Annotated in this window: 14 protein-coding genes; 2 read left to right on the forward strand and 12 right to left on the reverse strand. The window is 67.7% G+C overall.

Annotated elements, in window-relative coordinates:
* Positions 1–6 precede the first annotated feature (6 nt).
* Positions 7–672, reverse strand: coding sequence for a bactofilin family protein (locus AC5I49_RS18300; RefSeq protein ID WP_016446423.1), 666 nt, complete (start codon positions 670–672; stop codon positions 7–9).
* Positions 673–890: 218 nt separating this feature from the next.
* Here AC5I49_RS18300 and AC5I49_RS18305 point away from each other — a divergent pair, with 218 nt between their 5' ends.
* Together AC5I49_RS18305 and AC5I49_RS18310 are read left to right on the forward strand one after the other, a co-directional pair.
* Positions 891–1,358: a MarR family winged helix-turn-helix transcriptional regulator gene (locus tag AC5I49_RS18305; RefSeq protein ID WP_043789930.1), complete on the forward strand. Its 468-nt coding sequence runs from the start codon at positions 891–893 to the stop codon at positions 1,356–1,358.
* Entirely contained in the window at positions 1,355–2,734 is a 1,380-nt protein-coding gene (locus tag AC5I49_RS18310) for an MATE family efflux transporter (protein ID WP_133072464.1), read from the forward strand. The genes AC5I49_RS18305 and AC5I49_RS18310 overlap by 4 nt, the downstream gene beginning before the upstream one ends.
* Positions 2,735–2,775: 41 nt before the next feature.
* Here AC5I49_RS18310 and AC5I49_RS18315 read toward each other — a convergent pair whose 3' ends face one another.
* The 11 genes from AC5I49_RS18315 to AC5I49_RS18365 all read right to left on the reverse strand — a co-directional run bounded on the left by AC5I49_RS18315 (position 2,776) and on the right by AC5I49_RS18365 (position 15,323).
* Positions 2,776–3,276: a thioesterase family protein gene (locus AC5I49_RS18315; RefSeq protein WP_495789699.1), complete on the reverse strand. Its 501-nt coding sequence runs from the start codon at positions 3,274–3,276 to the stop codon at positions 2,776–2,778.
* Positions 3,270–4,064 (reverse strand): enoyl-CoA hydratase, encoded by a 795-nt coding sequence (locus tag AC5I49_RS18320; RefSeq protein ID WP_016446426.1) that lies wholly within the window; start codon positions 4,062–4,064, stop codon positions 3,270–3,272. Before AC5I49_RS18320 ends, AC5I49_RS18315 begins: the two co-directional genes overlap by 7 nt.
* 16 nt (positions 4,065–4,080) lie before the next feature.
* The gene (locus tag AC5I49_RS18325; RefSeq protein ID WP_034365068.1) at positions 4,081–4,911 is read right to left on the reverse strand and encodes an acyl-CoA thioesterase; all 831 of its coding nucleotides are present in this window, start codon (positions 4,909–4,911) and stop codon (positions 4,081–4,083) included.
* Positions 4,912–4,948: 37 nt separating this feature from the next.
* A complete protein-coding gene (locus tag AC5I49_RS18330) occupies positions 4,949–5,851 on the reverse strand; it encodes an alpha/beta hydrolase family protein (protein WP_016451807.1) in 903 nt (300 codons plus the stop codon).
* 104 nt (positions 5,852–5,955) lie between these two features.
* On the reverse strand, positions 5,956–7,152 hold the full coding sequence (locus tag AC5I49_RS18335; protein WP_203399983.1) for an acetyl-CoA C-acyltransferase: 1,197 nt from the start codon (positions 7,150–7,152) through the stop codon (positions 5,956–5,958).
* A 168-nt stretch (positions 7,153–7,320) separates the two neighbouring features.
* Complete coding sequence (locus tag AC5I49_RS18340; protein ID WP_392411650.1) at positions 7,321–9,723, reverse strand: 3-hydroxyacyl-CoA dehydrogenase/enoyl-CoA hydratase family protein; 2,403 nt, start codon at positions 9,721–9,723, stop codon at positions 7,321–7,323.
* Positions 9,724–9,777: 54 nt separating this feature from the next.
* Positions 9,778–10,218 (reverse strand): DUF2147 domain-containing protein, encoded by a 441-nt coding sequence (locus tag AC5I49_RS18345; RefSeq protein WP_016446431.1) that lies wholly within the window; start codon positions 10,216–10,218, stop codon positions 9,778–9,780.
* Positions 10,219–10,298: 80 nt separating this feature from the next.
* A complete protein-coding gene (locus tag AC5I49_RS18350; protein WP_016446432.1) occupies positions 10,299–12,104 on the reverse strand; it encodes an acyl-CoA dehydrogenase C-terminal domain-containing protein in 1,806 nt (601 codons plus the stop codon).
* Between the two features lie 62 nt (positions 12,105–12,166).
* Positions 12,167–12,874, reverse strand: coding sequence for a TetR/AcrR family transcriptional regulator (locus tag AC5I49_RS18355; protein WP_047217715.1), 708 nt, complete (start codon positions 12,872–12,874; stop codon positions 12,167–12,169).
* A 183-nt stretch (positions 12,875–13,057) separates the two neighbouring features.
* Positions 13,058–13,753, reverse strand: coding sequence for a nucleoid occlusion factor SlmA (gene slmA / locus AC5I49_RS18360; RefSeq protein ID WP_012203254.1), 696 nt, complete (start codon positions 13,751–13,753; stop codon positions 13,058–13,060).
* An 82-nt stretch (positions 13,754–13,835) separates the two neighbouring features.
* Positions 13,836–15,323 carry an ATP-binding protein gene (locus AC5I49_RS18365; protein ID WP_016451814.1) on the reverse strand — a complete coding sequence of 496 codons (1,488 nt, stop codon included), beginning with the start codon at positions 15,321–15,323 and terminating at the stop codon, positions 13,836–13,838.
* Positions 15,324–15,331: the final 8 nt, after the last annotated feature.

The raw sequence follows: 15,331 nt of genomic DNA on the forward strand, positions 1-15,331 counted from the left end.
GGTGGCTCAGGCCAGCGAGGGCGTGACGCGCGGCTGCAGCGAGGCGGCCGCGCTGGCCGCGGCCAGCGCAGCGGAGCTGCTGGCGGCGCTGTCGCTGGAGGCGGCCGACGAGGAAGACAGGCTGGAGGCGCTGGATGCCACAGCCGAACCCGACGAGGACGAGCGCGGCGAGGAGCCGGCCTCGATCTGGCCCGTGAGCTCGCCGCCCTCTTCGATCACCACCTTGCCGTAGCGGATCTTGCCGCTGACCTTGCCCGTGCCGTAGATGACCAGCTTCTCGCGCACGGTCAGCGTGCCGTCGAACACGCCATGGATCTCGGCGATGTCGATTTCGGCCGTGCCATGGAAGGCACCCTGCTCGGCGATCTGGATCACGCGCGAGTCCATGGTGGCTTCCACCGTGCCTTCGACGACCAGCGTGTCGCAGTCGGTGATCTCCACGCCCTTGAGCTTGATATTGGGGCCTACGGTGAGCTTGCTGCCCTGGGAGTCCTGCGCCACGGCTGATGCCTGGCGCTGGGCGGTCGACGGACTTGTCACGCTGGAGCTGGGCGTGACGGCACCGGAGGGGCTGCCGCCCGTACCGGTGGCGCCTATGCCGCTGCCCAGGGTGTTGCGGGAGGTGAAAGCATCGTTGTCGCGCTTGCCAAAGAACGGGTTCTGAACAGCCATGGGTGGGTCTCCTTCGGAAAAATCCGATGCTACGCACACGAACTGGCAACAAATGCCGGCATCTCGCAAGAAAAGTAACCAGATGGTTCTCCCGTTTCATGTGCTTGCAAGCCTTTCTCGATCACACACCGCGCATGCGCAGGTCGCGCAGCGGACATGCGCAAATCAATAGGTGCATCTACACTCATTTCCATTCCAGGCCACCTGCCCCACGCCCCATGACCTCCTCCACCTCAAGCGCCGCCAGTCCGGTCTGCACCTGCTTCATGGTGCGCAGCCTGTCGCGCAAGATCTCCCAGCTCTATGACGACACGCTCGCGCCCAGCGGCCTGCGCGGCACGCAGTTCAGCCTGCTGGTGCAGGCGCGCAATGCGCCCGACGGCCCGCCCACCGTCTCGGCCCTGGCCGAGCAGTTGCACACCGACCGCACGACGATGACGCGCAACCTGCGCACGCTGCAGCAGGCCGGCTTCATCGACCTGGTTCCCGGCGCGGATGCGCGCAGCCGCTGCGTGGTGGTCACGCCCGAAGGCCGCGCCCGCATCCGCGAGGCTGCCGCCCTGTGGCGCCAGGCCCAGCTGCGCGTGCGCGAGCTGTGCGGCAGCGAGCAGATCGGCGCGCTGGAAAGCCTGGTGCTGGGCATGCTGCCCGTGCTGGAAACCGCCACGCAGGAGAGCGCGGAATGAGCGCCGCCCTGTCCTCCGCAGCCCCTGGCGCTGCGGTCAGCGGGTCCGCGCATCCGTTGGTCAGTGGCCCCATCGCCTCCACCCTGATGCGCCTGGCCGTGCCCAACATGGTGGCGCTGAGCATGTCGGTGCTGGTCGCCGTGGCCGAGACCTACTACGTAGGGCAGCTGGGAACCGTGTCGCTGGCGGCCATGGCCCTGGTGTTTCCGCTGGCCATGCTCACGCAGATGATGAGCAACGGTGCCATGGGCAGCGGCGTGTCCTCGGCCATCAGCCGCGCGCTGGGTGCGGGCGACGGCGCGCGTGCCTCGGCACTGGCCCTGCACGCCATCGTGATCGGCACCATCGCAGGCCTGCTGTACTCGCTCATCTTCGTGCTCTGCGGCGCCACCTTCTACAGCTGGCTGGGCGGGCGCGGCGAGGTGCTGGCAGCGGCCACAGGCTTTGGCGCCGTGCTGTTCAGCGGCGCCATCCTGGTGTGGCTGTGCAATACGCTGGCATCGGTGGTGCGGGGCACGGGCAATATGCGCATGCCGTCGGCCGTGATCTTTGCGGCCTCGCTGGTGCAGATCGCTGTCGGCGGCACGCTGGGGCTGGGCCTGGGACCCATGCCGCGCTGGGGCATGCCGGGCGTGGCCGTGGGCAACATCGTGGCCATGGCACTGGCCGTCGCAGTCTTCCTGGCCTATCTGCAATGGGGCCAGCAGCGCCTGCAACTGGACTGGCGCAGGCCCCGCCTGGCCTGGCCCATGTTCCGCGACATCCTGCGCGTGGGGGCCCTGGCCTGCCTGTCCCCCGTGCAAACGGCGCTGGCCGCGCTGCTGCTGACAGGCATGGTCGCCCGCCTTGGCCCGCTGGCACTGGCCGGCTACGGCATTGGCCAGCGGCTGGAGTTCCTGCTGATCCCCATGGCCTTCGGCGTGGGCATGGCCGCCGTGCCCATGGTGGGCATGGCCATGGGCGCCGGCCAGGTGGCCCGTGCGCGCCGCGTGGCCTGGTCGGGCGGCGCCATGGCAGCGGCCCTGCTGGGCGTGCTGGGGCTGGTGGTCATGGTCTGGCCGCAGCTGTGGTCGGGCATTTTCACCGGCGACCCGGCCGTGCGCGCCTACGCCGACCTCTACCTGCGCACCGTGGGCCCGGCCTTCGGGCTGTTCGGCCTGGGACTGGTGCTGTACTTCGCGTCCCTGGGCGCAGGCCGCGTCTGGGCGCCCGTGCTGGCCGGCACGGTGCGCCTGCTGATCGTGGTGGTGGGCGGCGGCTGGCTCATGTCCAGCGGCCTGGGCAGCGCCCAGTCGCTGTTCATCCTCGTGGCCGTGGCCATGGCCGCCTATGGCGCAGGCACGGCCTGGGCCGTGTGGCGCGCGCGCTGGGGGTGAAGACACGCAAAAAAGAAGGCCCGCAGTCAGCGGGCCATGCTTCAAGAAACGATGTACGCCGCCGTCCCCGTGGACAGCAAGCTGCCATCGGCCCCCAGGAATTCCATGCGCGTGTTGGCCACGCGCGAGCCCAGCCGCAGCACCTCGGCGCGCAGGATGAATTCGCTGCCGATGCCGGGGCGCAGGTAGTCCACGCGCAGGTCGATGGTGCCCAGGCGCGAGAAGCGGTGCAGGCGCTGCAGCGGTGCGTCGTCCATGTGCTTGGCGCCGATGGCCGCCATGACGGCCAGGCCCCCCATGGAGTCCAGGCCGGCGCTGATCACGCCGCCGTGGATGCGCTGGTAGGCCGCGTGGCCTATGAGCTCGGGCCGCATGGTGATGCGGCCTTCAACCCGCTCGGGCAGCACTTCGGTGATGCGCAGGCCCAGCACCTGGTTGAAGGCGATCTGGCGCTCGAACACTTCGCGCAGCCCGGCGATGAACTCGGGCTCGAACTGCACGGGCGTCTCGGAGGCCCCGGAGGCCTTCGTGGATTTCAGCACTGGCTGAAGTCCGGCTTGCGCTTCTCCATGAACGCGGTGAACGCCTCCTTGGCAGCAGGCCCGCCCATCAGCTTGCCGAAGCTCGTTCCCTCCTCGGCCATGCGCTCGCGCACCAGGCCGGACTGGCCGGCCTTCATGAGGCGCTTGGTCTCGATCAGGGCCGACAGCGGCTTGGCGGCCAGCTTCCTGGCCTGGGCCTGGGCCAGCGCATTGCATTCGCTGGGCGGCACGACGCGGTTGACCAGGCCCACTTCCAGGGCGGCTTCGGCCAGGAAGGGCTCGCCCAGCAGCAGGGCCTCGGCCGCGCGGTGGTAGCCGAGCATCTGGGGCAGCAGCAGGCTGGAGGCCGCTTCGGGGCACAGGCCCAGGTTCACGAAGGGCAGCGAGAAGGCCGCGTTGTCGCCCGCATAGACCAGGTCGCAGTGCAGCAGCAAGGTGGTGCCGATGCCCACGGCCGGGCCGCAGACGGCGGCGATCACGGGCTTGGGAAAGGCGGCGATGTTGTGCAGGAAGCGCCAGACGGGGCGCTGCTCGCCCTCCGGCCTGGCGGCGCCGCCGGCCGACTGCTTGAGGAAGTCGGCAATGTCGTTGCCCGCGCTGAAGATGGCCATGTCGCCCTGGAAGACCACGCAGCGCACGGCGGCGTCTTCGCCGGCCTGGGCCAGCGCATCGGCCATGCTGGCGTACATGGCCTCGGTGATGGAGTTCTTCTTGTCTGCGCGGTTGAAGGTGATGGTGCAGACACCGGCTTCGGTGTGCACGAGGATGTCCTGGGTGGTTTCGCTCATGATGGTCTTGCCTTGCTTATTCCTTGAAATACACGATCTGGTGGCTGCTCGCCAGCATCACGCCGGCCTCGCTCCACAGCTGGGCGCTCTGGTCGAAGAAGCCGTTGCGAAATTCCTGGCCGCGCGCCTGGGCCAGCAGGTGGCCCGTGCCTGCGGCGGCCAGTTCCTCGCGCCCCGCATGGAAGTAGACGGTGATGGACACCGTGCCCGCCGGGGTGCGCTGTGCGCGGCGCAGCCACACGCGCGGGAAGAATACGTCAGCCAGGCCGGCCAGCGCGCAAAAATCCAGTGCGCGCGGCGGCTCGTCGCGCACCCACAGGCGAGTGAGGCTGTCGGTCTCGCGGCCATCCCAGGTCTGGGGAATGATGCCGTCGAGAAAGCGCATGTCGTAGCGGTTGAGCCATTCCACGCCGCCCAGCGGCGGCACGCGCGGCACGGCGGCGGGCGACGGCACCTCGGGCATGGCCAGGTCGGTGCCGCCCCAGGTGCTGCGCCGCACGGCCGTGACGGCCGTGGCCGTGGTGACGACCTGGGCATCGCCATCCTGGTCGGGCTGGGTGATGGTCAGCAGCCAGTGCTGGGTGGAGCGGTTGGTGCGAACGGGGCGGGCCTCGATGTCGAAGCGCCCCGCGCCCAGCGCGGCCGCGTAGTTGACGGTGATGGACAGCGGATCGCCCAGGCACAGCGGATGCTGCTGGATGGCCTGCACCAGCGCGGCGGCGGTGATGCCGCCGTACGGGCCCACCATGTTCCAGTAGTCCTGCGTGGTCTGGCCCTGGTAGTGGCCCACGGCGCCGGTGGGCGTGAGCGCCACGGCCTGGTCGAGAGGATGGATGTCTGTGCTCATGGCAAACGAGTGTGATGGCAAGCGGCGCCCGCGTCCGTCAAGCCGGCGACTCTGCGGGTGAGGGAAAGCGCGGGTGGGCCGCGGCGGCCGGCGCCTTGGTCCAGCCCGAGAACACGTCCACGGCCCGGCCCCAGAGCGCGTCGCGCATATCGGCGCGGAAGAAACCGAAATGCCCTATGCGCCGCAACTGCAGGGCCTTGGGTTCGATGCGCTCGATGCGGCTGGGGGCATTGGCGTAGAGCGCGAACAGGTGCTCGGTGCCGCGCCAGGTCATGAGTTCGTCGTCGCTCATGGACAGCGCCATCACCGGAAAGCGCACGGCGGCGTAGCTGCGCGCGGCGGCCTCGCCCTCGGCACCCACGCTGTAGCGCGGATTCAGGCACCAGCGGCGCCACTGCAGCATGACGCCGGCCGGCAGGTCGCCCACCTTGCGCAGGCGCCGGCCCGGAAAGTAGCCGCACAGGCGCGTGGCCACGGGCACCAGCACATGCCAGAAATAGGGAACCATGCGCTTGAGGCGGGGCGCGTTGTCGCGCCAGTAGCCGCTGCCGGCCGCAATGCTCAAAAGGCCGTCCACCAGCTGCGGGGAGCGCAGCAGGCCCGGCAGCTGGGCGCCCAGGCTGTGGCCGATCAGGAACAGCGGCTGGTCCGGCAGCTGCGCCTTGGCATGGGCGATGACCGCCTCGTAGTCGCGCGCCCAGTCGCACAGGTCGGCACGCACCTGGCGCAAAGAGCCTTGCAGGGAATCGCCATGGCCCCGGTAGTCAAAGCTGGTCACCCGATAGCCCTGGCCCGCAAGCCAGGTGGCAAAGGCCTCGTAGAAGGCCTGGCGCACCCCCATGGCCCCGCCGATGACCACGCTGGCGCGCGGCGGGCCAGCGGGCGTGTAGACGCGCAGCGCCAGCGTGGCGCCATCGCTGCTGAGTTGGTGTTGTTCCATGGCTGTCTCCTGGTCGGTGCCGTTTCTGTGCCGGCTCGCATGGATGGGAAAAAATGGGATGAGCGAAAAAGACAAAGCCCCGCGAACGGGGCCTTGAGCAACGGTCAGACCCGCTCGAAGATGCCGGCGGCGCCCTGGCCCATTCCGACGCACATCGTCACCATGCCGTAGCGCAATTGCTTGCGGCGCAGCGCATGCACCACGGTGGCCGAGCGGATGGCGCCCGTGGCACCCAGCGGGTGGCCCAGGGCAATCGCGCCGCCCATGGGGTTGACCTTGGCGGGGTCCAGACCCAGCGTGTTGACCACGGCCAGCGACTGGGCGGCAAAGGCTTCGTTGAGCTCGAACCAGTCGATGTCGTCCTGCTTGAGGCCCGCATAGCGCAGCGCGGCCGGGATGGCTTCGATGGGGCCGATGCCCATGATGGCCGGCGGCACGCCCTTGCTGGCATAGCTCACGAAGCGCGCCAGCGGCGTGAGGCCGAAGCGCTGCACGGCGGCGCCGCTGGCCAGGATCAGCGCGCCTGCGCCATCGCTGGTCTGCGAGCTGTTGCCGGCCGTCACCGAGCCGCGCGCCGCGAACACGGTGCGCAGCTTGCCCAGGCCTTCCAGGCTGGTGTCGGGGCGCGCGCCCTCGTCCAGCTCCACGGTGCGCGTGCGCACCACGGGTTCGCCCTTGGCCAGGTCCAGGCCCCGGTCGGCGACCTCGATGGGCGTGATCTCGTCCTTGAACTCGCCGGCCTGCTGCGCGGCCAGGGCACGGCGGTGCGACTCCAGCGCAAAGGCGTCCTGCGCATCGCGCGAGACCTTCCACTGCTGGGCCACCTTCTCGGCCGTCAGGCCCATGCCATAGGCAATGCCCACGTCGCCATCGCGCTCGAAGATGGACGGCGACAGCGAGGGCGCGTTGCCCATCATGGGCACCATGCTCATGCTCTCGACGCCGGCCGCGATCATCACGTCGGCCTCGCCCACGCGGATGCGGTCCGCCGCCATGGCCACGGCCGACAGGCCCGAGGCGCAGAAGCGGTTCACGGTGATGCCGCCCACGCTGGTGGGCAGGCCCGCCAGCACGGCGCTGATGCGCGCCACGTTCAGGCCCTGCTGGGCCTCGGGGATGGCGCAGCCGCAGATGATGTCCTCGATGGCAGCCGGGTCCAGCCCCGGCACCTGGGCCAGCGCGGCCTTCAGCGTGGTCGCCAGCAGGTCGTCGGGACGGTAGTTGCGGAAAAAGCCCTTGTGCGACTTGCCGATGGGCGTGCGCGTGGCGGCGACGATGTAGGCGTCTTGGATTTGTTTCATGGAGATTGCTCCTCGATCTCAGTTATTCATCACCCCCGCAGCCCCCGAAAAGGGCGCGCCCCAGACAACTGGCGTGCTCCAGACCAGGGACAGCGAGCAAGGGCCGCCCCGCCGCGAGGCTGTCGTCCCCCTGGGGGGGAAGGCGCGAAGCGACTCAGGGGGGACATATCAATTCCGGACGGGCTTGCCGGTGTTCAGCATTCCGAGAATGCGTTCATGGGTCTTCGGATGGCCGATCAGGTGGCAGAACGCCTTGCGTTCGAGCTTCATCAGATAGGCCTCGTCCACCAGGGTGCCCGCATCCACGTCGCCGCCGCAGACCACGTTGGCGATCAGGCTGGCCACATGCTGGTCGAACTCGCTGATGAAGCCGCCGTCACGCATGTTGACCAGCGAGCCCTTGATGGTGGCCACGCCGCTGCGTCCCGCCACGGGGAAGCTGCGCGGCAGCGGCGCGCGCCAGCCGCCTGCGGCCATGGACTTGGCCTCGTTGATGGCGACGAAGAGCAGCTCGTCCTTGTGCGGCACGATGAGGTCGCTGTCCAGCAGGTAGCCCAGCTTGCGCGACTCGATGGCGCTGGTGCCCACCTTGGCCATGGCCGCGGCCGTGAAGCCTTCGGTCAGGAAGGGCAGCAGGTCCTTGCCCGTGCTGGTGGCGGCGTTCTCTGCCGCGCGGCGCGCGATATAGGTCAGGCCGCCCGCGCCGGGCACCAGGCCCACGCCGACTTCCACCAGGCCGATGTAGCTTTCCATGTGCGCCACGCGGCGCGCGCTGTAGACGGCCAGCTCGCAGCCGCCGCCCAGCGCCATGCCATGGATGGCCGCAACCACGGGCACCTGGGCGTAGCGGATGCGCAGCATGAGGTTTTGCAGCTCCTGCTCCACGCTTTCGATGGCGTCGGCGCCGCCGATCACGAAGGCCGGCATGGTGGCTTCCAGGTCGGCGCCCACGCTGAACGGCGCATCGCCCGACCAGATGACCATGCCCTGGAAGTCGGTCTCGGCCACGTCCACGGCCTCCATCAGCGCTTCCATGACTTCGGGGCTGATGGCGTGCATCTTGTTCTTGATGCTGGCGATCAGAATCTGGCCGTCCAGCGTCCAGGTGCGCAGCGCCTTGGATTCGGCGATCGTGGTACCTGCCGTCTTCCAGTCGGGCAGGCTGTCTTCGCCCAGCAGCTTCTCGGGGAAGATCTGGCGCTCGTAGACGGGCAGCACGCGGCGGGGCACGAACTGGCCCAGTGCGGGGCTCCACGAGCCCTGCGCCGTGTGCACGCCGCCGGCCTCGGCCACCGGGCCTTCGAAGACCCACTTGGGCAGGGGCGCCTTGCTCAATGCCTTGCCGGCATCGATGTCCTCCTGGACCATCTTCGCCACTTCCAGCCAGCCGGCTTCCTGCCACAGCTCGAACGGGCCCTGCTTCATGCCGAAGCCCCAGCGCATGGCCTGGTCCACGTCGCGGGCGGACTCGGCAATGCTCTCCAGGTGGATGGCCGCGTAGTGGAAGCTGTTGCGCAGGATGGCCCACAGGAAGCGGCCCTGCGCCCCCTCGGCATTGCGCAGCAGCTTCAGGCGCTCGGCAGCGGGCTTCTTGAGCATGCGGCCATAGACCTCGTCGGCCTTGCCGCCTGCGGGCACGTAGTCCTCGCTGTCCAGCTCGAACTGCAGGATGTCGCGGCCGACCTTCTTGTAGAAGCCCTTCTTCGCCTTCTGGCCCAGGTTGCCCAACTCGATCAGCTTGGCCAGCACGGGCGGCGTGCCGAAGCTGGCGTAGAAGGGATCGGTCTCGGCGCTGAGGTTGTCCTGCAGCGTCTTGATCACATGGGCCATGGTGTCCAGGCCCACCACGTCGGCCGTGCGGAAGGTGCCGCTGGATGCGCGGCCCAGCTTCTTGCCGGTGAGGTCATCGACCACGTCGAAGGTCAGGCCGAAGTTCTCGACCTCTTTCATCGTGGCCAGCATGCCGGCGATGCCGATGCGGTTGGCGATGAAGTTGGGCGTGTCCTTGGCGCGCACCACGCCCTTGCCCAGGCCGCTGGTGACAAAGGCTTCGAGCTGGTCCAGCACCACGGGCTGCGTGGTCGGCGTGGCGATCAGCTCCACCAGCGGCATGTAGCGCGGCGGGTTGAAGAAGTGGATGCCGCAAAAGCGCGGCTTGATCGCGTCAGGCAGCGCCTCGGACAGCTTGGTGATGGACAGGCCCGAGGTGTTGGACGCCACGATGGCGTGCTTGGCCACATGGGGCGCGATCTTGGTGTACAGGTCGAGCTTCCAGTCCATGCGCTCGGCAATGGCCTCGATGATCAGGTCGCAGCCCTTGAGCAGCTTGAGGTGCTCCTCGTAGTTGGCGGGCTGGATCAGGTCCGCGTCCTCGGCCACGCCGATGGGCGAAGGCTTGAGCTTCTTGAGGTTGGCGATGGCGCGCTCGGCGATGCCGCTTTTCGGGCCTTCCTTGGCAGGCAGGTCGAACAGCACCACGGGCACCTTGACATTGACCAGATGGGCCGCGATCTGCGCACCCATCACGCCAGCGCCGAGCACGGCGACTTTCTTCACATTGAATCGGGACATGGATGTTCCACAAGTGGGAGGGAGGTGGCCGCTGCGGCCGCCTTCCGGAATGGTTTACTGCACGCGCACCCAGGTCTGGGTGCGGCCAAAGGGGCCGATGGAGCCGCGCACCTCGAGCTTGGCGCCGCCCTCGATGGGCGTCAGGCGCAGGGTGTAGGTCTTGCCGTTTTCGGGGTCGAGGATCTTGCCGCCTTCCCAGACGTCCTTGCCCTCGGCCTTCTTGGCGCCGCGGATGATCTCCAGCCCCTTGAGCGGCTGGCCCTTGCGGTCGTCAGAGCACTCGGTGCAGGTGGCGGCCGGATCGGCGCCCTTGCGCAGGATCTGCTCGATGCGGCCCGTGACCACGCCGTCGTTCTCGGCCACGCGGATCTCGGACTTGGCTTCGCCGCTCTTGTCGTCCACGCTCTTCCACAGGCCCACGGGCGTCATCTGCGCCTGCGCCGCGACGGCCGTGAGGCCCAGCACCATTGCTGCCAGTGCTTGATATGCCTTCATTTCAAACCCCTTTCGCCTAGAAAGGCGCACAGACCACGCTGATGCGCACAGCCCGTGCTCCCATGTTGGAGTGAAGCCGTTCAGGCCAGCGCTGCGTCCGTGTCCATCAGGGACTTGCTGCCCGCGCGGGCCGTGCGCATCAGCGTCGCGGTCTCGGGGAACAGCTTGGCGAAGTAGAAACGCGCGGTCTGCAGCTTGGCCTGGTAGAACGGGTCGGTGTTGCCCTTGGCGATTTCACGCAGCGCCACCTGGGCCATGCGGGCGAAGAAGTAGCCGAACACCAGGTGGCCCGCCACACGCAGGTAGTCCACAGAGGCGGCACCCACCTCGTCGGGGTTTTGCATGCCCTTGAAGCCGATCTCGGTGGTGAACTTGGTCATCTGGTCGCCCAGGTAGGCGATGGGATTGATGAACTCGGCCATCTTCTCGTTGACGCCCTCTTCCTCCACCAGTTGCGCCACCAGCTTGCCGAACTTCTTGAGCGATGCGCCCTGGTTGCCCAGCACCTTGCGGCCCAGCAGGTCCAGCGCCTGGATGCCGTTCGTGCCTTCATAGATCATGTTGATGCGCGCATCGCGCACGAACTGCTCCATGCCCCATTCGGTGATGAAGCCATGGCCGCCATAGACCTGCTGGCTCATGGTGGTGGCCGTCCAGCCGTTGTCGGTGATGAAGGCCTTGACGATGGGGGTCAGCAGCGCCACCAGCTCGGCGCTGTCCTTGCGCACCTTTTCGTCTGGGTGGTTGAACTCCTTGTCGATCAGGAAGGCGCAGTAGGTCACCAGCGCGCGGCCGCCTTCGGCATAGGCCTTGGCCGTCAGCAGCATGCGGCGCACGTCGGGGTGGACGATGATGGGGTCGGCCGGCTTGTCCTTGGCCTTGGTGCCCGACAGGCTGCGCATCTGCAGGCGGTCCTTGGCATAGGCCAGGGCATTCTGGTAGGCCACCTCGGTCAGGCCCAGCGACTGGTTGCCCACGCCCAGGCGGGCGGCATTCATCATCACGAACATGGCCTGCAGACCCTTGTTCGGCTGGCCCACCAGGGTGCCGATGGCGCCGTCGATATTGATCTGAGCCGTGGCATTGCCATGGATGCCCATCTTGTGCTCCAGCGCACCGCAGAAGATGGGGTTGCGCTCGCCCAGCGAGCCATCGGCCTTGACCACGAACTTGGGCACCACGAACAGGCTGATGCCCTTGGAGCCCGGGGGCGCATCGGGCAGGCGGGCCAGCACCAGGTGGACGATGTTGTCGGTGAAGTCGTGCTCGCCAGCGCTGATGAAGATCTTGTTGCCGGTGATTTTGTAGGTGCCCTCGGGCGCGCCGGCCACGGGCTCGGCCTTGGTGCGCAGCAGTCCCAGGTCGGTGCCGCAATGGGGCTCGGTCAGGCACATGGTGCCGGTCCACTCGCCGCTGGTCAGCTTGGGCAGGTACAGCTTCTTTTGCTCTTCCGTGCCATGCACATGCAGGGCCTCGTAGGCGCCGTGCGACAGCCCGGGGTACATGGTCCAGGCCTGGTTGGCGCTGTTGAGCATCTCGTACAGCGCCGAGTTCACCGCAAAGGGCAGGCCCTGGCCGCCATAGGCCGTGTCGCAGGACAGCGAAGGCCAGCCGCCTTCCACGTACTTCTGGTAGGCCTCCTTGAAGCCCTTGGGCGTGGTGACCTCGTGGGTTTCCTTGTTCAGCACGCAGCCCTCGGCATCGCCGCTGATGTTCAGCGGAAACGTCACATTGGCCGCGAACTTGCCCGCCTCTTCCAGCACGGCGTTGATGGTGTCGGCATCGACCTCGGCATGCGCCGTCATCTGCCGGTAGTCATCCGTGACCTTGAACACCTCGTGCATGAGGAATTGCATGTCGCGCAGGGGCGGGTTGTAGCTGGGCATTTGTCTTCTCCTGTGTTGGCGGGGTTTGCAGTGGATGCGGTGAAAACGGTGAAACTGAAAAATCAGGTCGGGCTGGCGTAGCGCGCCAGAATGCTCTCGAAGCCGTCGATGGCGCGCTGCATGGAGCCTTCGTTGCGCAGGAAGCGCGCCTCGTAATGCAGGGCCAGGATCAGGCCGTGGATCTCGAACAGCAGCTGGTTCTCGTCCAGGTCGGCACGCAGGTCGCCGCATTCGCGGCACTGCACGATGGTGCGGCGCATGGCTGCGTGCCAGGTCTGGACCGAGGCCGTCAGCGCATCGCGCACCGGCCCCGTGCGGTCATCGAACTCCACGGCGCCGCTGATATAGATGCAGCCCGAGTCCAGCTCGATCGAAGTGCGCTTCATCCAGTTGTCGAACAGCGCCCGCAGACGCGCCACGCCGCGCGGCGCCTGAAGCGCGGGAAAGAACACTTCCTGCTCGAAACGGTCGTGGTACTCATGCACCACGGAAATCTGCAGCTCCTCGCGCGAGCCAAAATGCGCGAACACGCCCGACTTGCTCATGCCCGTCAGCTCGGCCAGAGCGCCTATGGACAGGCCCTCAAGCCCGATGTGCGTGGCCAGGTTCAGGGCAGCCTCCACAATGGTGGCCTTGGTCTGCTGACCCTTGTGCAGCGCGCGGCGCGGCGCGGGCGCAGCCGCTTCGTGCACGGAAGAGCCGGCCTTGGGATCGGCATTGGAGTTGGCCGGAGAGCGGGCGGTGCGGCGTGGGGCGGAAACGCTGGACATGCGAAATTCTTGTTAAAACGAACGTTCGTGCTATTTTGCATGGAAAGCTTGTCGCGGCGAAGACATGCGGGGGAAAACACCTAGCAACCCGAAGCCCCCTCCACCGCGTGCCCATGAAAAAAGCCACCGGCACAAGCGGGTGGCTTTGCTGCAGAGCGGACCCTGGGGTCCGCTGGGCCATGTTCAGACCATCAAGGCCAGGCTGGCTTCCAGATGCTCGGTCGGCAGGCGGCGGAAACCCGAGCGCGCGTAGCGCTGCAGGCGGCCCAGCGCGAACGACGTCAGCACGCTGGCGGCCACCTGTGCATCGACCGTCGGGGCGGAGGAGCCCAGGGCACCGGCGGCGGGGCGCAGGCACTGGCGCAGCGTGGATTCGATGCGGTCGAAGAACTGGTTCATGCGGGCCTGCAGACGCTCGTGCTCGAAGACGATGGCATCGCCCACCATGACGCGCACCATGCCGGGGTTGCGCTCGCCGAACTGCAGCACCAGCGAGATCACGCGGCTGGCCTGGCGCATGCCATCCACTGCGGGCCGCTCTTCCTCCGGCACATCCCGCCCGACGATCTGCTGCACCAGCGTGAAGACGGATTGCTCGATGAACTCGATCAGGCCTTCGAACATCTGTGCCTTGCTGGCGAAGTGGCGGTACAGGGCCGCCTCGCTGACGCCCAGGTGAGCGGCCAGCGCTGCCGTGGTGATGCGTTCTGCGCCGGGCTTTTCCAGCATGGCCGCAAGCGCCTGCAGGATCTGCTCGCGCCGCTCCCCGGGTTTGGGGCGTTTGCGCGCAGGCGTGGGGGCGGAAGCGGAGGCGGCTTCGTCGGAAACGACATCAGCGCCAGGAGCGGATAAAGGCGACAGGACTTCAGACTCGGACATAAGCAGATCAACTATTTGTAAGTAATTCTCTCACAGCCCTCGGCGGCAACTCCGCACAAAGCTGTCCCCATGAGCGCAACCGTCAGGATCGCGTCCCTGTTGGCTGCGCTGCTACTGTTTCCGAGAGCACGGCCGGCATTTGCAATGGAAGCTCCAAGCGTACCAGCAGGCCCTTGCCCTGCGCGCCGGCGCCAAAGGCCAGAGTGCCCTGGTGCAACAGGGCGATTTCATCGGCAATCGCCAATCCCAGCCCCGTTCCATCGCCGGACGCACCCTGGGCGCGGTAAAAGCGCTGCGTGATCTGCGAGCGCTCGGCCTCGGGCACGCCGGGGCCATCGTCCTCGATCTCCAGGAAGGCCCACCCTGGCGGCTCATCCGCGGACTGCCCCGCGCCATGGTACATGCCGCAGCGCAGCGTGACGCTGCCGCCGGGCGGCGTGTACTTGATGGCGTTGTCCACGAGATTGGACACCAGTTCGCGCAGCAGCCAGCTGTGACCCCAGACACTGGCCGGAGCAACGTCAAGGCCGAAGTCCAGCCCTTTGGCGCTGGCCTGGTCGAAGAACATTTCCAGCATGCTTTCGCACAGGTCCTTGAGGTCCACCTGCTGCAGCGGCTGGACTTCGGCATTGCGGGCGTCGGCACGTGACAGCGCCAGCAACTGGCGTGCCAGCTGCGAGGTGCGCCGCGTGGCGTCGCGCAATTGCTCGATCTGCGTCACGCTGAGCACCACCTGGGCCTCGGTGCCCTTGCGCCTCGCTTCGGCCTGGGCAGCCTGCGCGCTCAGCGCCCAGGCCTCGACCTGGGCTTGCAAGGCCGCCAGAGGCGTGCGCAATTGATGGGCGGCATCGGCCACAAAGCGCCGCTGGCCTTCGGCCTGGGCGTTGACCAGTGCAAACAATCGGTTGAGCGAGCGCACCAGCGGGCGGACCTCGGCCGGCGAGCTGTGCTCAGAGATGGGACTGAGGTCGCGCGGCGAGCGCCGCTCCACAGCCTGGGTCAGGGTCAGCAGCGGCCGGAAGGCCCGGCTGACCGACCAGTAGATGGCAATGCCAGCGCCCGCGATCAGCAGAACGCTGGGCAGCAGCACATGCAGCAGCAACTGGCGCACCCATTGCTGGCGTACGTCGCCACCGTCGGCCAGCACGAGCACCATTTCACCGGCGCCATAGGTTTCGGCGCGCATGACGGCCACGCGGTAGGTCAGGCCGTCATGCTCCTGGCTGTGGAACTCGGCCAGCGGCGTGGAAGGCACATCGAAGCGGATCCAGGTGTCGCCGGCAACGACATGGCCCTGCAGGTCGCCCACGGCATATCCGACGTCGTTGCCGCGCTGGCGCAAGACTTCCTCGATGGCGGGCGTCAGCGCGACCAGCGGCGGCGTTCCCTCGGCAATCGACGGTGCCAGCACGGAGTCGGCCAGCGCGGGAAGCAGGCGCAAAAGGCGCTGGTCATGCTGGGTGGAGGCCTCGTCTGCCGAGCGGTAGCCGAACCAGCCGCCCATCAGCGCCAGCAGCGTCAGCGGCACCACCAGCAGCACCAGCAGGCGAAGTCGCAGATTGGCTGTCATGGGCGGTC

This window comes from Delftia sp. (assembly GCF_059499305.1).

What these genes read in the sequence shown, in the direction of transcription:
- AC5I49_RS18335 (WP_203399983.1), bottom strand. Translation starts at nt 7,152, where the DNA reads ATGAAACAAATCCAAGACGCCTACATCGTCGCCGCCACGCGCACGCCC.
- AC5I49_RS18300 (WP_016446423.1), bottom strand. Translation starts at nt 672, where the DNA reads ATGGCTGTTCAGAACCCGTTCTTTGGCAAGCGCGACAACGATGCTTTC.
- AC5I49_RS18305 (WP_043789930.1), top strand. Translation starts at nt 891, where the DNA reads ATGACCTCCTCCACCTCAAGCGCCGCCAGTCCGGTCTGCACCTGCTTC.
- AC5I49_RS18330 (WP_016451807.1), bottom strand. Translation starts at nt 5,851, where the DNA reads ATGGAACAACACCAACTCAGCAGCGATGGCGCCACGCTGGCGCTGCGC.
- AC5I49_RS18350 (WP_016446432.1), bottom strand. Translation starts at nt 12,104, where the DNA reads ATGCCCAGCTACAACCCGCCCCTGCGCGACATGCAATTCCTCATGCAC.
- AC5I49_RS18310 (WP_133072464.1), top strand. Translation starts at nt 1,355, where the DNA reads ATGAGCGCCGCCCTGTCCTCCGCAGCCCCTGGCGCTGCGGTCAGCGGG.
- AC5I49_RS18365 (WP_016451814.1), bottom strand. Translation starts at nt 15,323, where the DNA reads ATGACAGCCAATCTGCGACTTCGCCTGCTGGTGCTGCTGGTGGTGCCG.
- AC5I49_RS18325 (WP_034365068.1), bottom strand. Translation starts at nt 4,911, where the DNA reads ATGAGCACAGACATCCATCCTCTCGACCAGGCCGTGGCGCTCACGCCC.
- slmA (WP_012203254.1), bottom strand. Translation starts at nt 13,753, where the DNA reads ATGTCCGAGTCTGAAGTCCTGTCGCCTTTATCCGCTCCTGGCGCTGAT.
- AC5I49_RS18345 (WP_016446431.1), bottom strand. Translation starts at nt 10,218, where the DNA reads ATGAAGGCATATCAAGCACTGGCAGCAATGGTGCTGGGCCTCACGGCC.
- AC5I49_RS18355 (WP_047217715.1), bottom strand. Translation starts at nt 12,874, where the DNA reads ATGTCCAGCGTTTCCGCCCCACGCCGCACCGCCCGCTCTCCGGCCAAC.
- AC5I49_RS18320 (WP_016446426.1), bottom strand. Translation starts at nt 4,064, where the DNA reads ATGAGCGAAACCACCCAGGACATCCTCGTGCACACCGAAGCCGGTGTC.
- AC5I49_RS18340 (WP_392411650.1), bottom strand. Translation starts at nt 9,723, where the DNA reads ATGTCCCGATTCAATGTGAAGAAAGTCGCCGTGCTCGGCGCTGGCGTG.